Source organism: Luteimonas sp. Soil_C_16, from assembly GCF_057657295.1.
The window spans coordinates 60289-82413 of sequence record NZ_JBDGIS010000002.1 but is presented as its reverse complement, the minus strand read 5'-3'; the positions used below and the strand labels follow the sequence as shown (position 1 = coordinate 82413).

26 protein-coding genes and 1 pseudogene are annotated in these 22125 nt (G+C 68.8%); 16 read left to right on the top strand and 11 right to left on the bottom strand.

From position 1 onward, the window contains the following. Positions 1–36: 36 nt before the first annotated feature. The gene (locus AC3A5T_RS04230; RefSeq protein WP_487627510.1) at positions 37–774 is read right to left on the bottom strand and encodes a 16S rRNA (uracil(1498)-N(3))-methyltransferase; all 738 of its coding nucleotides are present in this window, start codon (positions 772–774) and stop codon (positions 37–39) included. After that, positions 765–2192: an adenosylmethionine--8-amino-7-oxononanoate transaminase gene (gene bioA / locus AC3A5T_RS04225; RefSeq protein ID WP_487627509.1), complete on the bottom strand. Its 1428-nt coding sequence runs from the start codon at positions 2190–2192 to the stop codon at positions 765–767. Before bioA ends, AC3A5T_RS04230 begins: the two co-directional genes overlap by 10 nt. Before the next feature lie 53 nt (positions 2193–2245). On the opposite strand from bioA, the gene nudE reads away from it, so the two are divergent. The 5 genes from nudE to AC3A5T_RS04200 all read left to right on the top strand — a co-directional run bounded on the left by nudE (position 2246) and on the right by AC3A5T_RS04200 (position 5282). Next, a complete protein-coding gene (gene nudE / locus AC3A5T_RS04220; RefSeq protein ID WP_487627508.1) occupies positions 2246–2797 on the top strand; it encodes an ADP compounds hydrolase NudE in 552 nt (183 codons plus the stop codon). After that, the gene (gene cysQ, locus AC3A5T_RS04215; protein ID WP_487627507.1) at positions 2790–3614 is read left to right on the top strand and encodes a 3'(2'),5'-bisphosphate nucleotidase CysQ; all 825 of its coding nucleotides are present in this window, start codon (positions 2790–2792) and stop codon (positions 3612–3614) included. The genes nudE and cysQ overlap by 8 nt, the downstream gene beginning before the upstream one ends. Positions 3615–3806: 192 nt before the next feature. Next, a complete protein-coding gene (gene mazG, locus AC3A5T_RS04210) occupies positions 3807–4592 on the top strand; it encodes a nucleoside triphosphate pyrophosphohydrolase (protein WP_487627857.1) in 786 nt (261 codons plus the stop codon). Then, complete coding sequence (locus AC3A5T_RS04205) at positions 4589–4912, top strand: YnfA family protein (RefSeq protein WP_487627506.1); 324 nt, start codon at positions 4589–4591, stop codon at positions 4910–4912. Before mazG ends, AC3A5T_RS04205 begins: the two co-directional genes overlap by 4 nt. Before the next feature lie 67 nt (positions 4913–4979). Beyond that, positions 4980–5282, top strand: coding sequence for an Mpo1-like protein (locus AC3A5T_RS04200; RefSeq protein ID WP_487627505.1), 303 nt, complete (start codon positions 4980–4982; stop codon positions 5280–5282). A 7-nt stretch (positions 5283–5289) separates the two neighbouring features. On the opposite strand, the gene AC3A5T_RS04195 is transcribed toward AC3A5T_RS04200, so the two are convergent. Then, entirely contained in the window at positions 5290–5634 is a 345-nt protein-coding gene (locus AC3A5T_RS04195; protein ID WP_310233138.1) for a DMT family protein, read from the bottom strand. A 152-nt stretch (positions 5635–5786) separates the two neighbouring features. Here AC3A5T_RS04195 and AC3A5T_RS04190 point away from each other — a divergent pair, with 152 nt between their 5' ends. The 5 genes from AC3A5T_RS04190 to AC3A5T_RS04170 all read left to right on the top strand — a co-directional run bounded on the left by AC3A5T_RS04190 (position 5787) and on the right by AC3A5T_RS04170 (position 11464). Next, positions 5787–6500 carry a response regulator transcription factor gene (locus tag AC3A5T_RS04190; RefSeq protein ID WP_159680050.1) on the top strand — a complete coding sequence of 238 codons (714 nt, stop codon included), beginning with the start codon at positions 5787–5789 and terminating at the stop codon, positions 6498–6500. Between the two features lie 22 nt (positions 6501–6522). Beyond that, positions 6523–7836: a sensor histidine kinase gene (locus AC3A5T_RS04185; RefSeq protein WP_487627504.1), complete on the top strand. Its 1314-nt coding sequence runs from the start codon at positions 6523–6525 to the stop codon at positions 7834–7836. A gap of 117 nt (positions 7837–7953) precedes the next feature. Then, positions 7954–9477, top strand: coding sequence for an efflux RND transporter periplasmic adaptor subunit (locus tag AC3A5T_RS04180; RefSeq protein WP_487627503.1), 1524 nt, complete (start codon positions 7954–7956; stop codon positions 9475–9477). Beyond that, positions 9474–10232, top strand: a complete 759-nt coding sequence (locus AC3A5T_RS04175) for an ABC transporter ATP-binding protein (protein WP_487627502.1) — start codon at positions 9474–9476, stop codon at positions 10230–10232. Before AC3A5T_RS04180 ends, AC3A5T_RS04175 begins: the two co-directional genes overlap by 4 nt. Next, the gene (locus AC3A5T_RS04170) at positions 10229–11464 is read left to right on the top strand and encodes an ABC transporter permease (protein WP_487627501.1); all 1236 of its coding nucleotides are present in this window, start codon (positions 10229–10231) and stop codon (positions 11462–11464) included. The genes AC3A5T_RS04175 and AC3A5T_RS04170 overlap by 4 nt, the downstream gene beginning before the upstream one ends. A 57-nt stretch (positions 11465–11521) precedes the next feature. On the opposite strand, the gene AC3A5T_RS04165 is transcribed toward AC3A5T_RS04170, so the two are convergent. Next, positions 11522–12745, bottom strand: coding sequence for a S8 family peptidase (locus AC3A5T_RS04165; RefSeq protein ID WP_332079609.1), 1224 nt, complete (start codon positions 12743–12745; stop codon positions 11522–11524). Positions 12746–13146: 401 nt separating this feature from the next. Next, positions 13147–13860, bottom strand: a complete 714-nt coding sequence (locus AC3A5T_RS04160; protein WP_487627500.1) for an SGNH/GDSL hydrolase family protein — start codon at positions 13858–13860, stop codon at positions 13147–13149. A 217-nt stretch (positions 13861–14077) separates the two neighbouring features. Between AC3A5T_RS04160 and AC3A5T_RS04155 the strand changes: the two genes are divergently transcribed. Genes AC3A5T_RS04155 through AC3A5T_RS04130 form a run of 6 tightly spaced genes read left to right on the top strand, consistent with a single transcriptional unit; the run spans position 14078 to position 18081 of the window. Continuing rightward, positions 14078–14458, top strand: coding sequence for a diacylglycerol kinase (locus AC3A5T_RS04155; protein WP_487627499.1), 381 nt, complete (start codon positions 14078–14080; stop codon positions 14456–14458). Between the two features lie 55 nt (positions 14459–14513). After that, a complete protein-coding gene (locus tag AC3A5T_RS04150; RefSeq protein WP_487627498.1) occupies positions 14514–15293 on the top strand; it encodes a TerC family protein in 780 nt (259 codons plus the stop codon). A gap of 4 nt (positions 15294–15297) precedes the next feature. Then, positions 15298–16197: a prolipoprotein diacylglyceryl transferase gene (gene lgt / locus AC3A5T_RS04145; protein WP_487627497.1), complete on the top strand. Its 900-nt coding sequence runs from the start codon at positions 15298–15300 to the stop codon at positions 16195–16197. 38 nt (positions 16198–16235) lie between these two features. Then, entirely contained in the window at positions 16236–17030 is a 795-nt protein-coding gene (locus AC3A5T_RS04140; protein WP_487627496.1) for a thymidylate synthase, read from the top strand. Further along, a complete protein-coding gene (locus AC3A5T_RS04135; protein WP_487627495.1) occupies positions 17027–17581 on the top strand; it encodes a YqhG/Tai3 family protein in 555 nt (184 codons plus the stop codon). The genes AC3A5T_RS04140 and AC3A5T_RS04135 overlap by 4 nt, the downstream gene beginning before the upstream one ends. After that, complete coding sequence (locus AC3A5T_RS04130; RefSeq protein WP_487627494.1) at positions 17578–18081, top strand: dihydrofolate reductase; 504 nt, start codon at positions 17578–17580, stop codon at positions 18079–18081. Before AC3A5T_RS04135 ends, AC3A5T_RS04130 begins: the two co-directional genes overlap by 4 nt. On the opposite strand, the pseudogene AC3A5T_RS04125 reads toward AC3A5T_RS04130, so the two are convergent. The 6 genes and pseudogenes from AC3A5T_RS04125 to pdxA form a co-directional block, all read right to left on the bottom strand. Further along, positions 18082–18677, bottom strand: a pseudogene (locus AC3A5T_RS04125) (DUF1287 domain-containing protein). It lies immediately after the preceding gene. Between the two features lie 5 nt (positions 18678–18682). Continuing rightward, positions 18683–19534, bottom strand: coding sequence for a symmetrical bis(5'-nucleosyl)-tetraphosphatase (locus tag AC3A5T_RS04120; protein WP_487627493.1), 852 nt, complete (start codon positions 19532–19534; stop codon positions 18683–18685). Beyond that, positions 19534–19917 (bottom strand): Co2+/Mg2+ efflux protein ApaG, encoded by a 384-nt coding sequence (gene apaG, locus AC3A5T_RS04115; protein WP_332079618.1) that lies wholly within the window; start codon positions 19915–19917, stop codon positions 19534–19536. The genes AC3A5T_RS04120 and apaG overlap by 1 nt, the downstream gene beginning before the upstream one ends. A 38-nt stretch (positions 19918–19955) precedes the next feature. Then, positions 19956–20762: a 16S rRNA (adenine(1518)-N(6)/adenine(1519)-N(6))-dimethyltransferase RsmA gene (rsmA, locus tag AC3A5T_RS04110; RefSeq protein ID WP_487627856.1), complete on the bottom strand. Its 807-nt coding sequence runs from the start codon at positions 20760–20762 to the stop codon at positions 19956–19958. A gap of 37 nt (positions 20763–20799) precedes the next feature. Continuing rightward, entirely contained in the window at positions 20800–21147 is a 348-nt protein-coding gene (locus tag AC3A5T_RS04105; RefSeq protein ID WP_487627492.1) for a tRNA-binding protein, read from the bottom strand. Further along, a complete protein-coding gene (gene pdxA / locus AC3A5T_RS04100; protein ID WP_487627491.1) occupies positions 21144–22124 on the bottom strand; it encodes a 4-hydroxythreonine-4-phosphate dehydrogenase PdxA in 981 nt (326 codons plus the stop codon). The genes AC3A5T_RS04105 and pdxA overlap by 4 nt, the downstream gene beginning before the upstream one ends. Position 22125 lies beyond the last annotated feature (1 nt).

Sequence of the window (22125 nt, the reverse complement as noted above, 5' to 3'; positions counted from 1 at the left end):
TCAGCTGCCGGGAATGCTTGAACTCAGAGCCGGCGGTCAGCCGGCGAGATCACCGAACCGCGCCTGCAGCGCGGCGATGGCGGCCATGCCGGCGGTCTCGGTGCGCAGGATCCGCGGTCCGAGCCGCAGTCCATCGAAGCCGGCGGCGATCAAGGCCGCCCGATCGTTCGCGGACCAGCCGCCTTCCGGACCGATCGCGAGCACGATGCGGCCCGACGGCGGTGGCATCGTCGCGAGACCCGACGGCGCATCGGGATCGAGCAGCCAGCGCGACGCATCGGCAGGCAGATCGGCGAGCGCGGCCGCGAGCGCGCGCGGCGGCGCGACCGCCGGAATCTTCGAACGCCAGCTCTGTTCGCAGGCCGACACCACCACGCTGCGCCAGTGCGCCAGGCGCTTGGCCGCGCGTTCGGCGTCGAGCTTCACTTCGCTGCGGTCGCTGGAGACGGGCACGAACGCGGCGACGCCGAGCTCGGTCGCCTTCTGCAGGATCCAGTCCATCTTCTCGCCGCGCGCGATGCCCTGCACCAGGGTGATCGACAGCGGCGATTCGAGCGCGATCGCGCGGCTGCCGGTGATCTCGGCCACGGCGCTGCGCTTGTCCACGCGGACCAGGCGCGCGTCGTGATCGACGCCGTCGCCGTTGAACAGCACGCAGGCATCGCCTTCGCGCAGGCGCAGTACGCGCACCAGATGCGCCACGGCGTCGTCGGGCAGTTCGACCGGCTGGCCGCTCGCGAGCGGGCGATCGACAAAGGCGCGGATCACGCGCATGCGGTGCCCGCCTCGATGGCGTCGGCGGTGACCTCGGCCAGTAGTTGAAGTTGCGCGTCGTCGATGCAGTAGGGCGGCATCCAGTAGAGGATGTCGCCGAGCGGACGCAGCAGCACGCCGCGTTCGACCGCGTGTCGATACGCATGCAGGCCGACGCGCAGCGCAGGATCGAAGGGCGTGGTCTTGTCGCCATCGCGGGTGAGTTCGAACGCGACGATCATCCCGGTCTGACGCGTATCGGCGACGTGCCGGTGCGCGCCGATCTGCGCCGCGAGCGTGGCCATTTTCGCGGCCGTGTCGCGGTTGCGCGCCAGCACGTCGTCGGTGGCGAAGATGTCGAGCGAGGCCAATGCCGCGGCGCAGGCCAGCGGATTGCCGGTGTAGCTGTGCGAATGCAGGAAGGCGCGTTCGCGCGAGGCGTCGAGGAAGCCGTCGTACAGCGCCTGCGTCGCCAGCACCGTCGACAGCGGCAGGAAGCCACCGGTCAGACCCTTCGACAGGCACAGCAGATCGGGCTGGATACCATCGGCAACGCCAGCGTTGCCGGGCGCCTGCTCGCATGCGAAGAACGTGCCGGTGCGACCGAAGCCGACCGCGATCTCGTCGGCGATCAGGAACACGCCGTGCACGTCGCACAGCTCGCGCACGCGCTTGAGATACACCGGGTCATGCATGCGCATGCCGCCGGCGCACTGCACCAGCGGTTCCAGGATCAGCGCACAGATCTCGCCCGCGTGCGCATCGAGCAGATGCGCCAGCGCATCGGCCGCGTCTTCGGCATGGCCGGCCGCGCTCTGTCCGGCGCGCGCGGTGTAGGCATCGGGCGAGGGCGCGAACATCGCCTCGCACAGCAGTGGCGCATAGACGCGGCGGTACAGCGGAATGTCGCCGACCGCGAGCGCGCCGAGCGTCTCGCCGTGATAGCCGTTCTGCAGCGCGACGAACTTGGTCCGGCGCGGTTCGTCGCCGCGGTTCTGGAACCACTGGAACGCCATCTTCAGCGCGACTTCGACGCCGGCCGAGCCGTTGTCGGCGTAGAACACCTTGGTCAGCGGCGGGCGTCCCGGCTCGCGCGGGGCGACGGCGAGCAGGCGCTCGGCGAGTTCGACCGCGGCCGGATGCGTGCAGCCGGCCAGGATCACCTGCTCCAGCGTGCGCGCCTGCGTCGCGATGGCCTCGGCGATGCGCGACTCGGCGTGGCCGTGCAGGTTGGTCCACCAGCTGCTGCCCGAATCGAGGATCTTCCGGCCGCCGGCCTCTATCAGCCAGGCGCCTTCGCCGCGCACGATCGGCAGCATCGGCTGGATGTCGGGATGCTCGCGCATCTGGGTGCAGGGGTGCCAGACCGCGGCGAGGTCGCGGGTCCGCCAGTCGTTGCCGTCGGCTAGAATGGCCGCATCGTGAATCTGTCCAGTCATCCCGTCATTATCGCTCCGCAGCGCCGCCGCCGTGCAGACGGGAGGGCGCGGGCATGAGCAAGACGTTGCCGACCATCCACGACGTCACCGAGCACGAAGCGGCGCTGTACCGCATGGAGCGGCTCGATCTGGAGTTCTCCAACGGCGAACGGCGGCTGTACGAACGCCTGCACGGCCGCGGCCATGGCGCGGTGATCGTGGTGCCGATGCTGGATGCGGAGACGGTGCTGCTGGTGCGCGAGTACGCCGCCGGCTTCCACCGCTACGAACTGGGTCTGGTCAAGGGCCGCATCGACGCCGGCGAGACCGCGCTCGAAGCCGCCAACCGCGAACTCAAGGAGGAGATCGGCTACGGCGCGCGCAGTGTCGAAGCGCTGCGCTCGATCTCGCTGGCGCCGCAGTACATGAGCCACCAGGCGACGCTGGTCGTCGCGCGCGATCTGTACCCCGAGCGTCTGGCTGGCGACGAGCCCGAAGAACTCGACGTGGTGCCGTGGAAGCTCGATGCGCTGCACGAGCTGATCCTGCTCGACGAGTTCTCCGAAGGCCGTTCGATCGCCGCGCTGTTCATCGTCCGCGACTGGCTGCGTCACCACGGTGGCTGACGCCGCCGGGCCCGTCACTGCCGCGGTCCGAGACGGCGTCATCGCGATCGCGCGCGCCGCGGCCGACGCGATCCTCGCCGTCTACGCCGAAGATTTCGACGTCGTCCGCAAGGCCGACGCCAGCCCGGTCACCGCGGCCGATCTGGCCGCGCACCGCGTTATCGTCGACGGCCTGCGCGCGCTGACGCCCGACATTCCGATCGTCTCCGAAGAATCCGCCGTCGTCGTCCCCGCCGCGGAGCGCCGCGCATGGACCCGCATGTGGCTCGTCGACCCGCTTGACGGCACGCGCGAGTTCGTCAAACGCAATGGCGAGTTCACGGTCAACATCGCGCTGATCGAATACGGCGTCGCGGTGTTCGGCGTGATCCAGGCGCCGGTGACCGGTGCGCTGTGGCATGGCGCACCCGGCCACGGTTCGTTTCTCCGCGAAGGCGATCGCGACACTGCACTGCAGGCGCCGCGCCACGATCCTGCGAGGCCGGTCGCTTTGCGCGTGGCCGCGAGCCGCTCGCATCGCGATCCGCGCACAACGGCACTGCTCGAGCGGATCGGCGACGTCACCCCGGTGCCGCTGGGGTCGTCGCTGAAGTTCTGCCGGCTTGCCGAAGGCGGCATGGATGTCTATCCGCGCTTCGGCCCGACCAGCGAATGGGACACCGCGGCCGGCCAGGCGATCCTCGAAGGCGCAGGCGGCGCGGTGCTCGACCCGCAGGGCCGGCCGTTCCGCTACAACCAGCGCGACACGATCCTCAACGGCGATTTCATCGCGCTCGGCGATCCGGCGTTGCCGTGGCGCGACTGGCTCGCGGCCTGAGTACGCGCGTATCGCGCACACGACAGGATTCCGCGGGAGCGCGCTTGCGCGCGATGAGGCGTGCCTGGCGCGACCGGATCGCGCAAGCGCGCTCCCACAATCGCTCGTTGCGGTCCGATCAATCCGCACCCCGTCTTCCAGGAGTTCGACGTGACTGATGCCCCCGGCGATATCCATCGCATCCTCGACATCATGGCGCGTCTGCGCGATCCGCAGCGCGGCTGTCCCTGGGACGTCAAGCAGGATTTCGCGTCCATCGCCGCGTACACGATCGAAGAAGCCTACGAAGTTGCCGATGCGATCGATCGCGGCGACCTGCCGGGCCTGTGCGATGAACTCGGCGATCTGCTGCTGCAGGTCGTCTTCCACGCGCAGATGGCGCAGGAGCAGGGCGCGTTCGCGTTCGGCGACGTCGTCGACGCGATCAGCGACAAGATGATCCGCCGGCACCCGCACATCTTCGGCGATGTGTCCGCGGACGATGCCGAGACCGTGCTGCGCAACTGGGAGGCGATCAAGCGCGAGGAGCGCGCCGCGGCGGGCGACACGGACACGTCGGCATTGGCCGGTATCGCACGCGGGCTGCCGGAATGGCAGCGTGCGGTGAAGCTGCAGCAGCGCGCCGCGCGCGTGGGCTTCGACTGGCCGGGACCGCAGCCGGTGATCGCGAAACTGCACGAGGAGATCGACGAGGTCCGCGTGGAGTTCGATGCGGTCGCTGCCGATCCGGACGACACAGCGGCGCAGGATCGACTCGAAGAAGAACTCGGCGATCTGCTGTTCGTCGCGGCGAATCTCGCACGGCACGCCAAGGTCGATGTCGGCGCGGCGCTGCGACGCGCGAACCACAAGTTCGAGCGGCGTTTCCGCGCGATGGAAGCGATGGCCGAGGCCGAGGGCAGTGCGCTCGCAGGCCAGTCGCTGGACGCGCAGGACGCCTACTGGAACCGCGCCAAACAGGCCGAACGCGCGCCATGAAAACGTTGCTGCTGTTCCTCGCCACCGCGTTCTTCGAGATCGTCGGCTGCTATCTGCCGTGGCTGTGGCTGCGCAAGGACGGCAGTGCATGGTTGCTGCTGCCGGCCGCCGCAGCGTTGGCCGCGTTCGCGTGGTTGCTGACCCTGCATCCCACCGCGTCGGGGCGCGTGTACGCAGCCTACGGCGGGGTCTATGTCGCGGTCGCGCTGCTGTGGCTGTGGCGCGTCGACGGCATCGTGCCCAGCCGCTGGGATCTGCTGGGGGCCGCGCTGTGCCTCGGCGGCATGGCGGTGATCATGTTCGCCCCGCGCAGCGCCTGACGGCGGTTGACGCACGCGGGCGCCGGTGCGATCAATGGCGTGTACACCGCCTGCTCTGGGAGGACGCATGCGCCGCTTCGCCAGCTTCCGCGAGTTCTATCCGTTCTATCTCGGCGAGCACGCGCACCCGGTGTCGCGTCGCCTGCATTTCATCGGCAGCTGCGGCGCGCTGGCGCTGGTCGGCGTGGCGATCTGGCAGCGCAACCCGATGTGGCTCTGGGCCGCGCTGGTCTGCGGCTACGCATTCGCGTGGGTCGGGCATTTCTTCTTCGAGAAGAACCGGCCGGCCACGTTCAAGCACCCGATCTATTCCTTCATCGGCGACTGGGTGATGTTCAAGGACATCCTGATTGGCCGTATCCGCTTCTGACCGCGGGTCACTCCAAAAAGATCAGCCAGGCCGCGACCACGATCAGCGCGAAGCCGGCCCAGTGGTTCCACTTCAGCGGCTGGCCCAGATACCAGGTCGAGAAGCCCGCGAACACCAGCAGGGTGATGACCTCCTGCATGCCCTTGAGCTGCGGCGCGGAATAGACCGCGGCGCCGATCCGGTTCGCAGGCACCATCAGCATGTATTCGAAGAATGCGATGCCCCAGCTGACGACGATGACGGTCAGGATCGGGACGCTGCGGTACTTCAGATGCCCGTACCAGGCGAACGTCATGAAGATGTTCGAGCCCACCAGCAGAAGAATGGGCAGATAGCGCTCGTAGCCGGGCATGACGGAATTTCCGAAGAGGCGGGGACGGCGCAGATCGTAGCGCCAAGCCCGCCACGACGCGGGCGATCCACGAAATCTTCACAAATCCTGCACCGTGAAAGTGGGAAATTCACAAAGCTTAATCCACACGCACCCCAGCTACGGAGTCGTACATGCGCGCAGGTCAGGAACCCGGAGGCCTCGTCCTCATCGTCGAGGACAACCGCAATATTTCCGAGATGGTCGGCGAATACCTGGAAGGTCGCGGCTTCGAGGTGGACTACGCCGCCGATGGTCTGGACGGCTACCGCCTGGCCACCGAGAACAATTACGACGTGATCGTGCTCGACCTGATGCTGCCGCGTCTGGACGGCATCGAAGTCTGCAAGCGCCTGCGCGAGGATGCGCGCAAGTCGACGCCGGTGCTGATGCTGACCGCGCGCGACACGCTCGACGAAAAGCTCACCGGCCTGAGTTCCGGCGCCGACGACTATCTGACAAAGCCCTTCGCGATCCAGGAACTGGAAGCGCGTCTGCGCGCGCTGATCCGCCGCGAGCGCCGCCAGGTGGGTTCGGAAGTGCTCAAGGTCGCCGATCTGGTGCTCGACCCCGCCAGCATGCGCGCCACGCGAGGCGGCACCGAACTGCAGCTGTCGCCGATCGGCATGAAGCTGCTGACGATCCTGATGCGCGAATCGCCGCGCGTGGTGAACCGCCAGGAGATCGAGCGCGAGATCTGGGGCAACAGCCTGCCGGACTCCGACACCCTGCGCAGCCATCTCTACAACCTGCGCAAGATCATCGACAAGCCCTACGACAAGCAGCTGCTGCACACCGTGCAGAGCGCCGGGTATCGCATCGCCGACATCGAGCAGTCGCCGGCCTGAGCCGACGACGCGACGCTCGACCATGCCCCAGGGGCTGCCCAATCGCATCCGTGATGCGTTCACCTTCCAGGCGGTGATCGCCGGGATGACGTTGATCGTCTGCGTGATGACCGCGGCCTTCATCGGCCGCGAGGTCGTCGCGCGCCAGTGGCTGCAGGCCGAGGCCGATGCCTGGTGGCAGGCCAAGGCCACCAACGCGGCCTATCCGCCGCCGTTCGGCGTCAACCTGCAGGGCTATTTCATGCCTGCCGGTGGCGGCGACCTCGAGGCGATCATCGGGGGCGACCGCGCGGTCGCGAATCTGCTGTGGTTCAAGGGCGCGCCGGAAGGGTTCTCGCCGCGGCGCGACACCGAAGGCGTCCTGCTGGTCGACCGGCGCGAAGCCGGCACGCTGTATCTCGCCGCGTCGCTGTCGCTGTTCGATCGCATCCTCGCACTGGCGGCGGGCGGCCTCGCGCTGCTGATGATGGCGACGATGTTCGTCGTCTCGTGGATGACCTACCGCACGTCCAAACGCATGGTGCTGCCGATCCACCGGCTGGCCGACGAAGTGGGCCGCTGGAATCCGTCCGACAACGACGATGGCGTGCCAGCGGCGCTGACCACCCAGGACGATGCCGGCCGCGAGGCGCAGGCCTTGACCAGCGCGCTGCACGGGCTCGGCGATCGCATCGGCGCCTTCGTGCGCCGCGAGCGCGAGTTCACCCGCGACGCCAGCCACGAACTGCGCACGCCGCTGACGGTGATCCGCGTCGCCAGCGACATGATCGCCGCCGACCCCGCCACGCCGCCGCACCAGCAGCGCCCGCTGCTGCGCATCCGGCGCGCGACGCAGGACATGGAAGCGGTGATCGACGCGCTGCTGGTGCTCGCACGCGAGCGTGGCGTCATGCCGCAGAGCGAAGTCTTCGAAGTGGTCGACGTGGTCGAGGAAGAACTCGACAAGGTGCGGCAGTTGTTCGAAGGCAAGCAGCTGTCGCTGACCTGCGACATCCAGGGCCGGCCGCGGCTCGACGCGCCGCCGCGCGTGCTCGGCGTGATGCTCGGGCATCTGCTGCGCAATGCCTGGGCGTTCACCGAAACCGGCGGCGTCGACGTGATCGTCGAGCGCGACCGCATCATCGTCCGCGACACCGGCATCGGTATGACACCCGACGTGCTCAAGCGCGTGTACGACCCGTTCTACCGCGCCGATCCGTTCTCGCAGTCCGGCAAGGGTATCGGTCTGTCGATCGTGCGCCGCCTCGGCACGCGCTTCGGCTGGCCGGTCGCGCTCGACAGCACGCCCGACGAGGGCACCACGGTCACCATCGTGCTCGGCGACCGGCTGGTCTGAATCGATGCCGACGCCGTGGCGGCGGATCGAGCGCTGCACGTAAAAAAGTCCGCGCCCGGGTCAACTCCACGCCACGCGATGCGTTAGCGTCTCCAGTCGCCCATCAAGACCGGACCCATGTCGACCCGCCCCAAGCCCCGTCGCCGCGCCGTTTCGCGGTTCGTGCCCGTCGTATTGATCGCTGCCGTCGTCGCCGGCGGCGTCTGGTTCTGGTCCCAGCGCACTGCAGCCGCCGCGGAAGACGCCTGGCGCACGACGCCGGTCGAGCGCGGCGACATCCGCGTCGTGATCTCCGCCACCGGCACGCTCAGCGCGACCTCGACGGTCGTCGTCGGCAGCCAGGTCTCGGGCCAGATCACCGAGGTGCTGGTCGACTTCAACGATCCGGTGACGCAGGGCCAGGTGCTGGCGCGCATCGATCCGGCGACCTACCAGGCGCAGATCGAACAGGGCTCGGCCCAGGTCAACAGCGCACGCGCGTCGCTGGCGCAGGCGCAGGCCACGTTGCGCAACGCGCAGCTCGACTACGACCGCAAGGCGTCGCTGGCCGGCCAGCAGCTGGTCGCACGCAGCGATGTCGATCTCGCGCGCGCCGCGCTCGACCAGGCCAAGGCGCAGGCGAATTCCGCGCAGGCGCAGATCGTGCAGCAGACCGCGTCCACGCAGACCTCGCGCATCAACATGGAACGCACCGTGATCCGCTCGCCGGTTGATGGCACCATCCTCACGCGTTCGATCGAACCCGGGCAGACCGTCGCCGCGAGCCTGCAGGCGCCGGAGCTGTTCACCATTGCCGAGGACCTGCGCAAGATGCGCATCGAACTCGCGGTCGACGAGGCCGACATCGGCCAGGTGCAGGTCGGTCAGAGCGTGACGTTCACCGCCGACGCGTTCAACGACCGCCGCTTCAACGGCACCGTCGAACAGGTGCGGCTGGCGGCGACGACGACGAACAACGTGGTGACCTATCCGGTGGTCGTGGCGGTCGACAACGCCGACGGCACGCTGTTGCCGGGCCTGACGGTCAATGCCGAGATCGAAGTCAGCAACCGCGAGAACGTGTTGAAGATCGCCAACGCGGCGCTGCGTTACCGTCCGGCCGATGCGGCCGACATCGCCGCGGCCGCGCGTCCGGAAGGCGGCGCTGCGCCGCGCGGTGGCGGACTGGCCGATGATCTCGCCGCCGCGGCCGCCGCGATGCAGCTCACCGCGCCGCAGCAGGCCGCGTTCGACAGTGCGCTCGCGGCGATGCGCGAACGTCAGCAGGCGCCGCGCCCGAGCGGTCCGCCCGGCGGTCAGCGCGGCAATGCCGGTGGCGGACCGCCGCCGGGCATGACGATGGGCGGTGGCGGCAGCGATCCCAGCGTGCAGGCGCAGATCCGCCAGCGGATGATGGACCGCTTCCAGCAGACCTTCGCCGACTTCACCGCCACGCTCGACGCCAACCAGCGCGCGCAGTGGAATCGCACGCTGGCGGCGACCGTCGGTGCGACCCGCGTGACCGTCTACCGTCTGGTCGACGGACGCCGCGAGGCGGTGCCGGTGCGGCTGGGCGCCAGCGACGGCAGCATGACCGAAGCCTCGGGCGGCATCGCGGAAGGTGATCTGATCGTCACCGGCGAGCGCGCGGCGACCCGATGAGCGCGATCGCCGTTCCGCCGCAGGCCGGCAGCCGGCCGCCGGTCATCGAGACCCGCGGGCTGGAGAAGATCTATTCGGCCGGTACCGAAGCCGAAGTCATCGCGCTCAAGGGCGTGCACATGTCGATCGCGCACGGCGAGTTCGTCGCGATCATGGGGCCGTCGGGGTCGGGCAAGTCGACGCTGATGAATCTCGTCGGCTGCCTCGACACGCCGACCGGCGGCCAGTACCTGTGCGACGGCATCGACGTCGCCACGCTCGACCGCGAGCAGCTGGCCGAGCTGCGCCGCGACAAGATCGGCTTCGTGTTCCAGGGCTTCAATCTGCTGCCGCGCATGACCGCACTCGAGAACGTCGCGATGCCGCTCGGCTACGCGCGCGTGCCGAACGAAGAGCGCGCGGAGCGCGCGCGCGAGGCACTGGCCTCGGTCGGGCTGGAAAACCGCGGCACGCACCGCCCGAGCGAACTGTCGGGCGGCCAGCAGCAGCGCGTGGCGATCGCGCGCGCGCTGATCAACCGGCCGCCGGTGCTGCTCGCCGACGAACCCACCGGCGCGCTCGACACCAAGACAGGCGAGGAAATCCTCGCCCTGTTCAAACGGCTGCGCGACGACGGCCACACCGTGGTGCTGATCACCCACGATCCCGAAGTCGCCGCGCACGCCGATCGCACCTTCGTCATGCGCGATGGCGAGCTGCACGAGGAAGGCCCCTACGACACCCGCGCGCACGCGCAGACCGGAGCCGCGCCATGACCTATCTCGACGTCCTGCGCACCGCGATCTTCGCGCTGCGCGGCAACTGGATGCGCAGTGCGCTCACCTCGCTGGGTGTGATCATCGGCATCGCGGCGGTCATCGTGATGGTGTCGGTGGGCCAGGGCACGCAGGCCGAGATCGATCGCATGGTGTCGGGCCTCGGGTCGCAGCGACTGGACATCTCGCCCGGCTCGCGGCGCACGCCAGGTGGCGCGCGTCAGGCGAGCAGCAGTTTCTTCACCTTGAACGAAGGCGACGCCGAAGCGATCCGCAGCGAGATTCCCGAAGTGCAGCTGGTCTCGGGGTCGCTGCGCGGCAGCAGCCAGATCGTGTTCGCCGAGAAGAACTGGGCCAGCAGCTGGCAGGGCGTGCAGCCGGATTTCTTCGAGATCAACGGCTGGACGATCGTCGACGGCTCGGGCTTCGAGCCGCAGGACTACAGCGGCGCCGGCAAGAACGTGATCATCGGCGAGACCGTGCGGCGGGAACTGTTCGGCGAGGACAGCGGGGTCGGTCAGACGGTGCGCATCGGGCGCACGCCGTTCGTCGTGGTCGGCGTGCTGAATTCGAAGGGGCAGGGCGGCTTCGGCCAGGATCAGGACGACGTGATGATGGTGCCGCTCGAAACCGGGCGCCGACGTCTGCTCGGCGCAATGGGCATGCCGGCGGGCGCGGTGATGCAGATCGCATTGACGGTCGGCAACGCCGACGATCTGCCTTATGTGCAGGGCGAAGTGGAAGCACTGCTGCGGCAACGCCATCGCATCGCTCCGGGCGCGGAAGACGACTTCAGCGTGCGCAACATCTCCGAGATCGTCGCCACGCGTACCGCGACCACGCGCCTGATGTCGCTGCTGCTCGGTGCGGTCGCGACGATCTCGCTGATCGTCGGCGGCATCGGCATCATGAACATCATGCTGGTCTCGGTGACCGAGCGGATCCGCGAGATCGGCCTGCGCATGGCGGTCGGCGCCGGTCCCACCGACGTGCGCCGGCAGTTCCTCGCCGAAGCGATGCTGCTGTCGCTTGGCGGCGGCGTACTGGGCATCGCGATCGGTGTCGGCGGCGCTTTGCTCGTGGGCCGTTTCAGCGATCTGCCGACCGCGCTCAACAGCCAGATCGTGCTGCTGGCCGCGGGCTTCTCGGTCGCGACCGGCCTGTTCTTCGGCTACTACCCGGCGCGCAAGGCCTCGGAACTCGATCCGATCGACGCGCTGCGGCAGCAGTAGACGTCGCGAAGAAAAAGGGCGCCCGAGGGCGCCCTTCTCCGCAGTGCATGCGCGCGATCAGCGCGTGTAGAGCAGGCGGTTCGGCGAGCCGGTCCCGGGGTTGCTGACCCGGTTCGGTGTCGAATTGCTGTAGAGCCAGTTGCGCACCGTCGCCGGCGAGGCCGAGGGGTTGTTGGTCAGATACAGCGCCGCGGCGCCGGCCACGTGCGGCGAGGCCATCGAGGTGCCGCTGATGGTGTTCGACGCCGACGTGCTTGTGGACCACGCCGAGGTGATCGAGCTGCCCGGCGCGAAGATGTTCACGCAGCTGCCGATATTGGAGAACGAGGAGCGCGCATCGGTGGACGTGGTCGAACCCACCGTCACCGCATTGGCCACGCGCGCCGGCGAGTAGTTGCAGGCATTGGCGCCGTTGTTGTTGCCGGCCGCGACCACGACGGTGACGCCGCTGTTGATCAGGTTGTTGGTCGCGTTGTCGGTCGCGGTCGACGCGGGGCCGCCGAGGCTCATGTTGGCGACGGCCGGCAGCACGCGGTTGGCGCGCACCCAGTCGATGCCGGCGATGATCGTCGAGTTGGCGCTGCCGCCGGTGCAGCCGAACACGCGCACCGGCACCAGACGCACCTGCTTGGCCACCCCCCAGGTCGTGCCGCCGACGGTGCCGGCGACGTGCGTGCCGTGGCCGTTGCAGTCGTTGGTACCGCGACCGTCGTTGATCGCCGAGTAGCCCGACAGCAGACGCGTGCCGAACTGCGTGTGGCCGGTACGGATGCCGCTGTCGATGATGTAGGCGCGCACGTTGGCGGCCAGCGGATCGTAGACGTAGGTGCCGTTCAAGGGGCGGTCGCGCTGGTCGATGCGGTCCAGGCCCCAGGTGGCGCCGGTCTGCGTGGCCGACAGTTCGACGTAGGCATCCTGCTCGACGAAATCGACGCGCGGATCGTTGAGCAGGCTGGCCAGCTTGCGGTCGTCGGCGTTGACGACCATGCCGTGCAGCGCATGTGTGTAGAGCTGGGTGACCTTGAGGTCGTGCTGGGCGGCGACGTCGACCACACGCTTTTCCACTTCAGCGGCGACGGCGGCATCGGGCGAGGCCACGAGGGCCTTGTCGAGTCGGCCGGCGAGGCGGTCGGCATCGACGCGTTCGCGGATCTCGTCGCTGTTGAAGACGACGATGTACTGGCCGGGAATCGCGTTGTCGACCTTGCGCAGTTCCGCGGCGAACGCGGGCGAGGCAAGGACGGAGGCTACGGCGAGAACGAGCAGGCGCTTGTGGATCATCGTGATTTCCTTGATGAAGGGTGGCTACCGCGGTCTTCCCCCTGTTCCTGTCCCGGGCGACACGCATGCGCGCTGCACCGGTCGACCGACGCTGGCCGGGACGGTTGCACGTGTCAATGAACAGGGCGCCGTGCACACCTGACGCTCGCTCGCGCTGTGCGCCGCGGCACGGAAATCGCCGTGTAAGCGTTTCAAGCGCAGGCGGGAATCATTTCCATCGCGCAGAATCCGCAAGGCGCGGGTCGCGGTGACGCACGACGGGTCGTTCGATTCGCGTACTGGTTCGCATGGCCGTCCGGTCTTCCCGCGTAGAGAGAAGCGCCATGACATTCCGATGTGCGGGGCGCCCGGCGACGCCGGGCGTTGCAGTGTCTGCGAGTGGCTGCGTGCGACCGGCGGGTTCAACGCACCAGATACGGACCGATGATGTCCTTCCACATCGCATAGCCCGCGGCGTTCATATGCAGGCGATCGGCGATGAACAGATCCTCGCGCGGCACGCCGTCGGCATCGAGCATCGGGGTGAACACGTCGATGTAGGCGACGTTGCGCTGGGTCGCGGCCCAGTCGCGCAGTGCGGTGTTGGCGTCGCGCTGCACGCCGAGCAGGTGCGCACGCGACGGGCTGGGCTTGATGCCGAGCAGGGCGATCGGCGTGCCCGGCTGGGTCGTGCGGATGCGGGTGACGAAGGCTTGCGTGTCGGCGAGGACCTGCGCGGCCGAGCGGCCCTCGGCGATATCGTTGTCGCCGGCGTAGAGCACGATCTGCCGCGGCCGGTAACGCAGGGCGACTTCATCGGCGTACCAGATCGCGTCGCGGACCTGCGAGCCGCCGAAGCCGCGGTTGAGCACGGTCGCGTCCGGAAAATCGGCGGCCAGCGTGTCCCACATCCGCACCGAGGAACTGCCGGTGAACACGATCGGGCGCTCGGGCGGCGGTGTCGCCGCGTCCTCGGCCGCGAAGCGCGCCATGTCGGTGGCCCATTCCGGCGAGGACACCGGGTCCAGACCGGCCGGCACGCCGTTGCCGGTGGCGCAGCCAGCGAGCACGCCGGCGGCGAGCAGTGCGGCGGCGCACAGCGCCCGGCAGCGGTGGGACAGATGTCGAATGGGCATGGTGTCGCTCCTGGAAAATCCGCCGGCCAGTCAAACAGCCGCCGCCCGGCAATGCAAACCGGGGACCGCCGTCGCCTTGCGGACGATGTGTCAGAATTGCCGCAACGCGACTGCCCGACACATCCGGCCCACCATGTCTCCGACTGTTCCGCGGCCCGCGCCTGGCCGCAGCGTGGCGCGCGCCGCGCGTCGTGCCGTCCGACGGGTGCCGTGAACGATGGCGGACGGTATCGGTCATCGCCCACGCGGTTTCGTGCGCATGTTCCAGGCGACGGTCTGGTCCTGCCAGGGCCTGCGTGCCGCCTGGCTGCACGAGTCCTCGTTCCGGCTCGAGGTGTATCTGCTGGTCGTGCTCGCGCCGCTGGCGATCTGGCTGGGCGCCGACGGTGTGGAGCGCGCGCTGCTGCTGGGCAGTTGTCTGCTGGTGCTGGCCGTGGAACTGCTGAACTCGGCGATCGAAGCCGTGATCGAGCGCTACGGCCCCGAATTCCACGAACTCGCGGGCCGGGCCAAGGACATGGGCTCGGCCGCGGTGTTCGTCACGATGGTCCATGTAGTGGTGGTGTGGGGCCTGATCCTGCTGCCGCGCTGGCTGTGAGCGCGGTGGCGGCCACGCGCCGTGCCGATCGAATCTCAATGAGGATGTGTCACCGATGATGGAATTGATTACCGACCCGCAGGTCTGGATCCTGCTGATCACGCTCAGCGCGATCGAGATCGTGCTCGGCATCGACAATCTGGTCTTCATCTCGATCGCGGTGTCGAAGCTGCCGGTCGAGCAGCGCGAGTTCGCGCGCAAGTTCGGCATCGCGGTGGCGTGCATCACGCGCATCGGCCTGCTGCTGATGCTGGCCTGGCTGGCCGGGCTGACCGAGCCGCTGTTCGAGCTGTTCGGCCGCGGCATCTCGGTGCGCGATCTGGTGCTGATCCTCGGCGGTCTGTTCCTGATCGTGAAGGGCGCGATGGAGATCCGCGAGCAGCTCAAGGGCGAGGACGGCGAGGCGCACGGCACGGTCGGCAAGGCGACGGCTTCGTTCGGCGCGGTGATCGCGCAGATCGCGGTCATCGACATCGTGTTCTCGCTGGACTCGGTGATCGCCGCGGTCGGCATGGCCGGCGACTACGTGCCGGTAATGGTCTGCGCGATCCTGCTGGCGGTGGCGGTGATGCTGCTGGCGGCGCAGCCGCTGGGCAAGTTCATCGACGCGAACCCGACGGTGAAGATGCTGGCGCTGACCTTCATCGTGCTGATCGGTATCTATCTGCTGCTCGACGGCTTCGGCCTGCACATCCCGAAGGGCTACATCTACGGCTCGATGGGCTTCTCGGCCGCGGTCGAGATGCTGAACCTGTGGGCCAAGCGCAACGCGATGCGCGTGCGCGGCGAGCGGACGCCGCCGGTGGACGAGCCGACCGATCCGTTGCCGCGCTGATCCGATGACGATCCTCCACCAGATCGATCCCATCGCGGTCCACCTGCCACAGGTGGGCGCCTTCCATCCGTCGATCCACTGGTACGGCCTGATGTACCTGCTGGCCTTCGGCACGGCGTGGCTGCTCGGACGCAGCCGCATCCGCGCCGGGCGCCTGCCGGGCGTCAACGTCGAACAGTTCGGCGACCTGCTGTTCTACGGCATCCTCGGCGTGATCCTCGGCGGCCGGATCGGCTACGTACTGTTCTATGCCTTCGGCGATCTGCTGCGCGACCCGCTGATGCTGGTCAAGGTCTGGGACGGCGGCATGAGCTTCCACGGCGGCCTGCTCGGTGTGCTGGTGGCGGCGTGGTGGTGGACGCGCAAGCAGGGCCTGCACTTCTTCGACGTCATGGATTTCGTCGCGCCGTGGGTGCCGCCGGGTCTGGGCTTCGGTCGCATCGGCAACTACATCGGCGCCGAGTTGTGGGGCAAGTACACGCAGGCCGGCTGGGGCGTCGTGTTCCCGACCGATCCCGCGTTCCGCGGCTGGTCGGCCGAGCGCCTGCAGAGCGAATTCGCGACCGGCGCGCTGGACCAGTTCGCCCGCCATCCGTCGCAGCTCTACCAGGCGTTTCTCGAAGGCCTGGTGATGTTCGTCGTGCTGTGGTGGTTCTCGCGCAAGCCGCGGCCGCGCTATGCGGTGTCGGGCCTGTTCGCGCTGCTGTACGGCGTGTTCCGCTTTATCGTCGAGTTCGTCCGCGTGCCCGATGCCGAGCTCGGCTATCTGGCGTTCGGCTGGCTGACGATGGGGCAGGTGCTGTCGCTGCCGCTGATCGCGCTGGGCCTGTTCCTGCTGTGGCGTTCGCGCCGCGCGCCGACCCTGCAGCCGGTGCCGCCCGCGGCGACCGTCGACACGCAATAAGCGATGCACGCATCGCCCCGATCGATCCGGAGATCGCGATGAAGCAGTACCTCGATCTGCTGCAGCACGTCCTCGACCACGGCGCCGAGAAGTCCGACCGCACCGGCACCGGCACGCGCAGCGTGTTCGGCTGGCAGATGCGCTACGACCTCAGCGCCGGCTTCCCGCTGGTGACGACCAAGAAGCTGCACCTGCGCTCGATCATCCACGAGCTGCTGTGGTTCCTGCAGGGCGACACCAACGTCGCCTACCTGCGCGACAACAAGGTCAGCATCTGGGACGAGTGGGCCGACGCCGACGGCGAACTGGGCCCGGTCTACGGCAAGCAGTGGCGGCGCTGGACGACGGCCGACGGCCGCACGATCGACCAGATGCAGTGGCTGGTCGACGAGATCCGCCGCAATCCCGATTCGCGCCGTCTGGTGATCAGTGCCTGGAACGTCGGCGAGCTGTCGGAGATGGCGCTGATGCCCTGCCACGCGCTGTTCCAGTTCTACGTCGTCGACGGCAAGCTCAGCTGCCAGCTCTACCAGCGCAGCGGCGACATCTTCCTCGGCGTGCCGTTCAACATCGCCAGCTATGCGATGCTGACCCACATGGTCGCGCAGGTGACCGGCCTGGGCGTCGGCGATTTCGTGCATACGCTGGGCGACGCGCATCTGTATTCGAACCACTACGACCAGGCCCGCGAGCAGCTCACCCGCACGCCGCGCGCCTTGCCGACGCTGCGGCTCAATCCGGACGTCACCGATCTGTTCGGGTTCCGCTTCGAGGACATCGCGATCGAAGGCTACGATCCAGCGCCGGCGATCAAGGCGCCGATCGCGGTATGAACGGCGCGCGCATCGCGCTGGCGCTCGTCGCGTCGCTGGCGGCTGCGGGCTGCCAACAGATGCCCACGCGCGAGGGCAGCGTGGCGGTGATGTCCGCGGCGTGCGCCGGCGCATCCCCAGTCGATGCCGCGGAGACATTTTATCGCCAGGTCGTCGCGCTGAATCCCCGCGGGCTGCCGTCGGCGGATGCGATGCGCACGCTCGGCCCGTTGCTGTCCTCCGGCATGCAGGCCTCGATCGCGCGTGCGCGCGTTCGCCAGCAGGCCGAGATCGCGGCGTTCCCGGACGACAAGCCGTCCTTCATCGAGGGCAGCCTGTTCACCAGCCTGTTCGAAGGACCGACCGCTGTGCTGTCGGCGCAGGCCGATCCCGCCGCGCCGACACGCGTGGCGGTCGAGATGCGCTATGCCGGCCAGGGGGACGCGCGCTGGCGCGACCACGCGCTGATGCGCTGCGAGCACGCGCAGTGGCGCGTCGACGACATCGAGTTCGGCGGCGACTGGGACTTCGCGTCCGATGGCAGCCTGCGCGACGCGCTGGACGCCGAATGAGCCGGCCCGCTCTGGTCCTTGTCGCGGCGCTGGATCGCCATCGCGCGATCGGCCGCGGCAATGCGATGCCCTGGTATCTGCCCGACGACTTCCGCCACTTCAAGGCGCTGACGCTCGGCAAGCCGGTGCTGATGGGGAGACGCACCGCGGAATCGCTGGGACGCGCGCTGCCCGGACGCACCAACCTCGTACTGACCCGCAGCGGGCGCGTGCCGTTCGACGGGATGCAGGCGGCCGCGACGCTCGATGAGGCGATCGCTGTGGCAGCCGCGCAGCACGCGACCGAGTTGTGCGTCATCGGTGGCGGCGAGATCTACACGCTCACGCTGCCGCAGGCGGACGTGCTGCAGTTGACCCATGTCGACACCGTGGTGGACGGCGCGGATGCGTTCTTTCCCACCTGGGACGCCGCGGCGTGGCGCGAGATCTCGCGCACCCCGCATGCGGCCGATGCGCGCCATGCGCATGCCTTCGAGTTCGTCGAGTACCGCCGCGCCTGATCAGCGCGCGACGCGTGGGAGGGGACGCGTCGGCCGGTAGTGGCCGATGATGGTGTGGTCGAACAACAGGTCGTCCTCGCGTGTGCCGCGGGCGATGTTGTGCAGGATCAGCGGCGTGCCGGCTGCGCTGCGGCGATCCGATACGATGCCGATGTGCAGCTGGCCGCTGCGCAGACGCCAGGCGACGATGTCGCCGGGGTGGAAATCCGCAGCGCGCCGGCCGATCGCGCGTTGCCAGCCCTGCCGCTCGAACCAGCGCATCTGGTTGGGCACGCGCCGGTGATCGATGTTGCGATCGGGCGCGCCGGCGCCCAGTCGCGCGGATACGCGGCGAATGCGCTGCGCATGTCCTCGTGGATCGCACGCTGCAGATCCAGCCCCTGCGTGCGCAACGCGCGCACCACGACATCGGTGCAGACACCGCGGTCGTCGGGCACGTCGCCCCCGGGATAGGACAGACGGACATAGGCAGGGTCGTAGCGCACAGTCACGCCGATCTGCGCACGCGCGGCGTCCACCAGTGCCGGTATCGCGACTGCCGGCAGAGCGACGCAGGCGAGCAGCAGGAGCGCTGCGAGCCGTGACACCGCCCGCATCGGCGTCAGGCTTGGACCTTGCGCGGCGGCAGGCCGGACACGTCGCGGCCGGGCACCTGCACGACACGCAGCGTCTCCGCATCGAGCTGCAGCGCGGTGAGCGTGCCGCCCCAGACCGCGCCGGTGTCGAGCACATGCACGCCCAGGCCGAGGAACAGGCCCAGCGTCGACCAGTGGCCGCAGACGATCTTCAGATCGCGCTCGGCGCGGCCCGGCACTTCGAACCAGGGATAGATGCCGGGCTGCTGGGTGCCGGGCGTGCCCTTCTCCTCGAACGCGATGCGGCCGCGCGGCGAGCAGTAGCGCATGCGCGTGAACACGTTGATGATCGCGCGGTCGCGGTCGTAACCGGTCAGATTCGGCGACCAGGCGGGGCGATCGCCGTACATGTTGCGCAGCAGCTTCTTGTAGCCAGGGCCGCGCAGCTTGTTCTCGATCTCGCGCGCATGGCGCTGTGCGAGATCGACGTCCCAGCGCGGCGCGAGGCCGGCGTGCAGCATCATCCAGCCGAGCTCGCGGTCGACGTGCAGCAGCGGGCACGCACGCAACCAGTCGAGCAACACGTCGCGGTCGTGTGCGAACAGCACGCCCTGCAGGTCGGCGTTGACCTTGCGCTGATCTTCCTCGCGGCGCTCGGCGATCGCCAGCAGCGAGAGGTCGTGATTGCCGAGCACGCTGACCACGTTGTCGCGCAGCGAGTGCACGAGCCGCAGCGTCTCGACCGACTCACCGCCGCGGTTGACCAGATCGCCGCAGAACCACAGGCGATCGACCGCCGGATCGAAGCGGATCGCTTCGAGCAGTCGCTGCGTGGGGCCGTAGCAGCCCTGCAGATCACCGATCGCCCAGACGGCCATCAGTGCAGGGTTCGCGGAATCGAGAGCGTGAACGGCGGAATCGGCGCATCGAACTGCGCACCGTCGTCGCCGACCATGTCGTAGGACCCTTCCATCGTGCCGACCGCGGTCGAGAGCACCGCGCCCGAGGTGTAGGTGAAGGCTTCGCCGGGTTCCAGACGCGGCTGTTCGCCGACCACGCCGTCGCCGTGCACTTCCTCGATCCGGCCATTGGCGTCGGTGATGACCCAGTGGCGGGCCATCAGCTGCGCGGCCAGTCGGCCGGTGTTGCGGATGCGGATGGTGTAGGCGAACACGTAGCGGTCGTCGTCGGGCGTCGATTCCTCGTCGAGGAAGCGCGTCGCGATCTGGATCTCGAGTGTGTAGTCGGCTGTCTCGTCCATGCTGGAGACAGTGTATCCGCAGGCCATGAATGCATCGACTACGTCGTCACCGGATGATTCGCCAGACGCACGAAATCCGAGACCGCGAGCTGCTCGGCGCGCAGTTGCGGATCGATGCCGGCAGCGGTGATCGCATCGCTGTCCATCAGCGTCGACAGCGCATTGCGCAGCGTCTTGCGACGCTGGCCGAAGGCGGCTTTCACGATATCGGAGAAGCGCCGCGGATCGTCGATGCCGACGGTGTGCGCCGGGCGCGGTTTCAGACGCACGACGGCCGAATCGACCTTCGGCGGCGGGCGGAATGCGCCGGGGCCGACGACGAACAGCATCGTGACCTCGCAATAGGCCTGCAGCATCACGCTGAGGCGGCCGTAGACCTTGCTGCCCGGGCCGGATGCCATGCGCTCGACGACTTCCTTCTGCAGCATGAAATGCATGTCGGTCACGACCGCCGCATGGTCGAGCGCGTGGAACAGGATCGGCGAGGACAGGTTGTAGGGCAGGTTGCCGACCAACCGGATCGGCGCATCGCCTGCGAGCGCGGTGAAGTCGACATCGAGCACGTTCGCGTGGATCAGCTCCAGTGCGCCGTGCGCGGCGGCCTGCAGCGTCAGCGGCTCGAGCAGATCGCGGTCGAACTCGATCGCGGTCAGTGCGCCGTGGCGCTTGAGCAGCGGAAACGTCATCGCGCCCTGGCCGGGGCCGATCTCCACGAGCCGGTCGCCGGGCTGTGGATTGACCGCCAGCACGATGCGATCGACGACGCCCCGCTCGTGCAAGAAGTTCTGGCCGAGGGATTTCTTCGGCGGCTCGGAGAACGTGCCGGGCGCGGCAGGGGAACGCATCATCGTGTGGTCAAGCCGAATCGGATGGAGGGGAAGCTCACAGCAGGCGGGTGCCGGGCGCGACATCGCCGTCGGGCACGCACAGGCGCACGTGGCCGTCGGCGTCGTGGAAGCCGGTGACCAGGCATTCGGACATCAGCGGCCCGATCTGCTTGGGCGGAAAATTGACCACGCCCACGACCAGCCGGCCGACCAGCGCCTCGGGCGTGTAATGCGCGGTGATCTGCGCGCTGGACTTGCGCACGCCGAGCTCGGGGCCGAAATCGACATGCAGGATGTAGGCAGGACGGCGCGCTTGCGGGAACGGCTCGACCGACACCACGCGGCCCACGCGCAGATCGACGCGCATGAAGTCGTCCCAGCCGATGGTGGCGTCGGCGCTCACGCGACGTGCCTGCGGTTGCGGCCGAGCGCGGCGCACTGTTCGATCGCGGCGAACAGGCTCGACGGATCGGCGCGGCCGCTGCCGGCCAGTTCCAGCGCAGTGCCGTGATCGACGGCGACGCGGGGGTAGGGCAGGCCGAGGGTGAGGTTCACCGCCGATTCGAAGCCGCTGTACTTGAGCACCGGCAGGCCCTGGTCGTGATACATCGCCAGCACCGCATCGGCGTTCGCCAGACGTGCCGGCAGGAACGCGGTATCCGCCGGCAGCGGGCCTTCGAGCAGCAGGCCGCGGGCGCGCAGGCGCTCGAGCACCGGCGTGATGGTCTCGATCTCCTCGTGACCGAGATGTCCGGCTTCACCGGCATGCGGATTGAGGCCCAGCACCGCGATGCGCGGTGCGGCGATGCCGAAGTCCGCGCGCAGAGCGGCGTCGAGGATGCCGATGACGCGTTCCAGCAACGGCGCGGTGATCGCGTCGGGCACGGCGCGCAGCGGCAGGTGCGTGGTCGCCAGTGCGACACGCAGCGTCGGGTTGGCCAGCATCATCACGACGTCGCAGCCGGCGTCGTGGGCCAGCAGCTCCGTGGTGCCGGTGTAGGGCACGCCACCGGCGTTGATCGCCGCCTTGTGCACTGGGCCGGTGACCATGCCGTCGAAGCGTCCGTCGCGGCAGCCGGCCGCGGCATGCAGCAAGCCGTCGAGCACGCTCCGGGCGTTGCGCGGATCCGGAGTGCCGAAGGCGGTGGCCGCGGCGTGCGGCAGTTCGATCAGGCGCAGCGTGCCCGGCGCCACGTCGGTGGCTTCGGCATCGGTGAAGGCGATCGACAGGCCGATCGCGTCGGCCGCGCGTTGCAGGGTGGGACGGTCGCCGATGGCGACCAGATCGCAGTCCCAGGCGCGCCAGGCGGCGCGCACGCAGAGTTCCGGCCCGACGCCGGCCGGTTCGCCCGGGACCAGCGCCAACCGGACGGGTCGCATC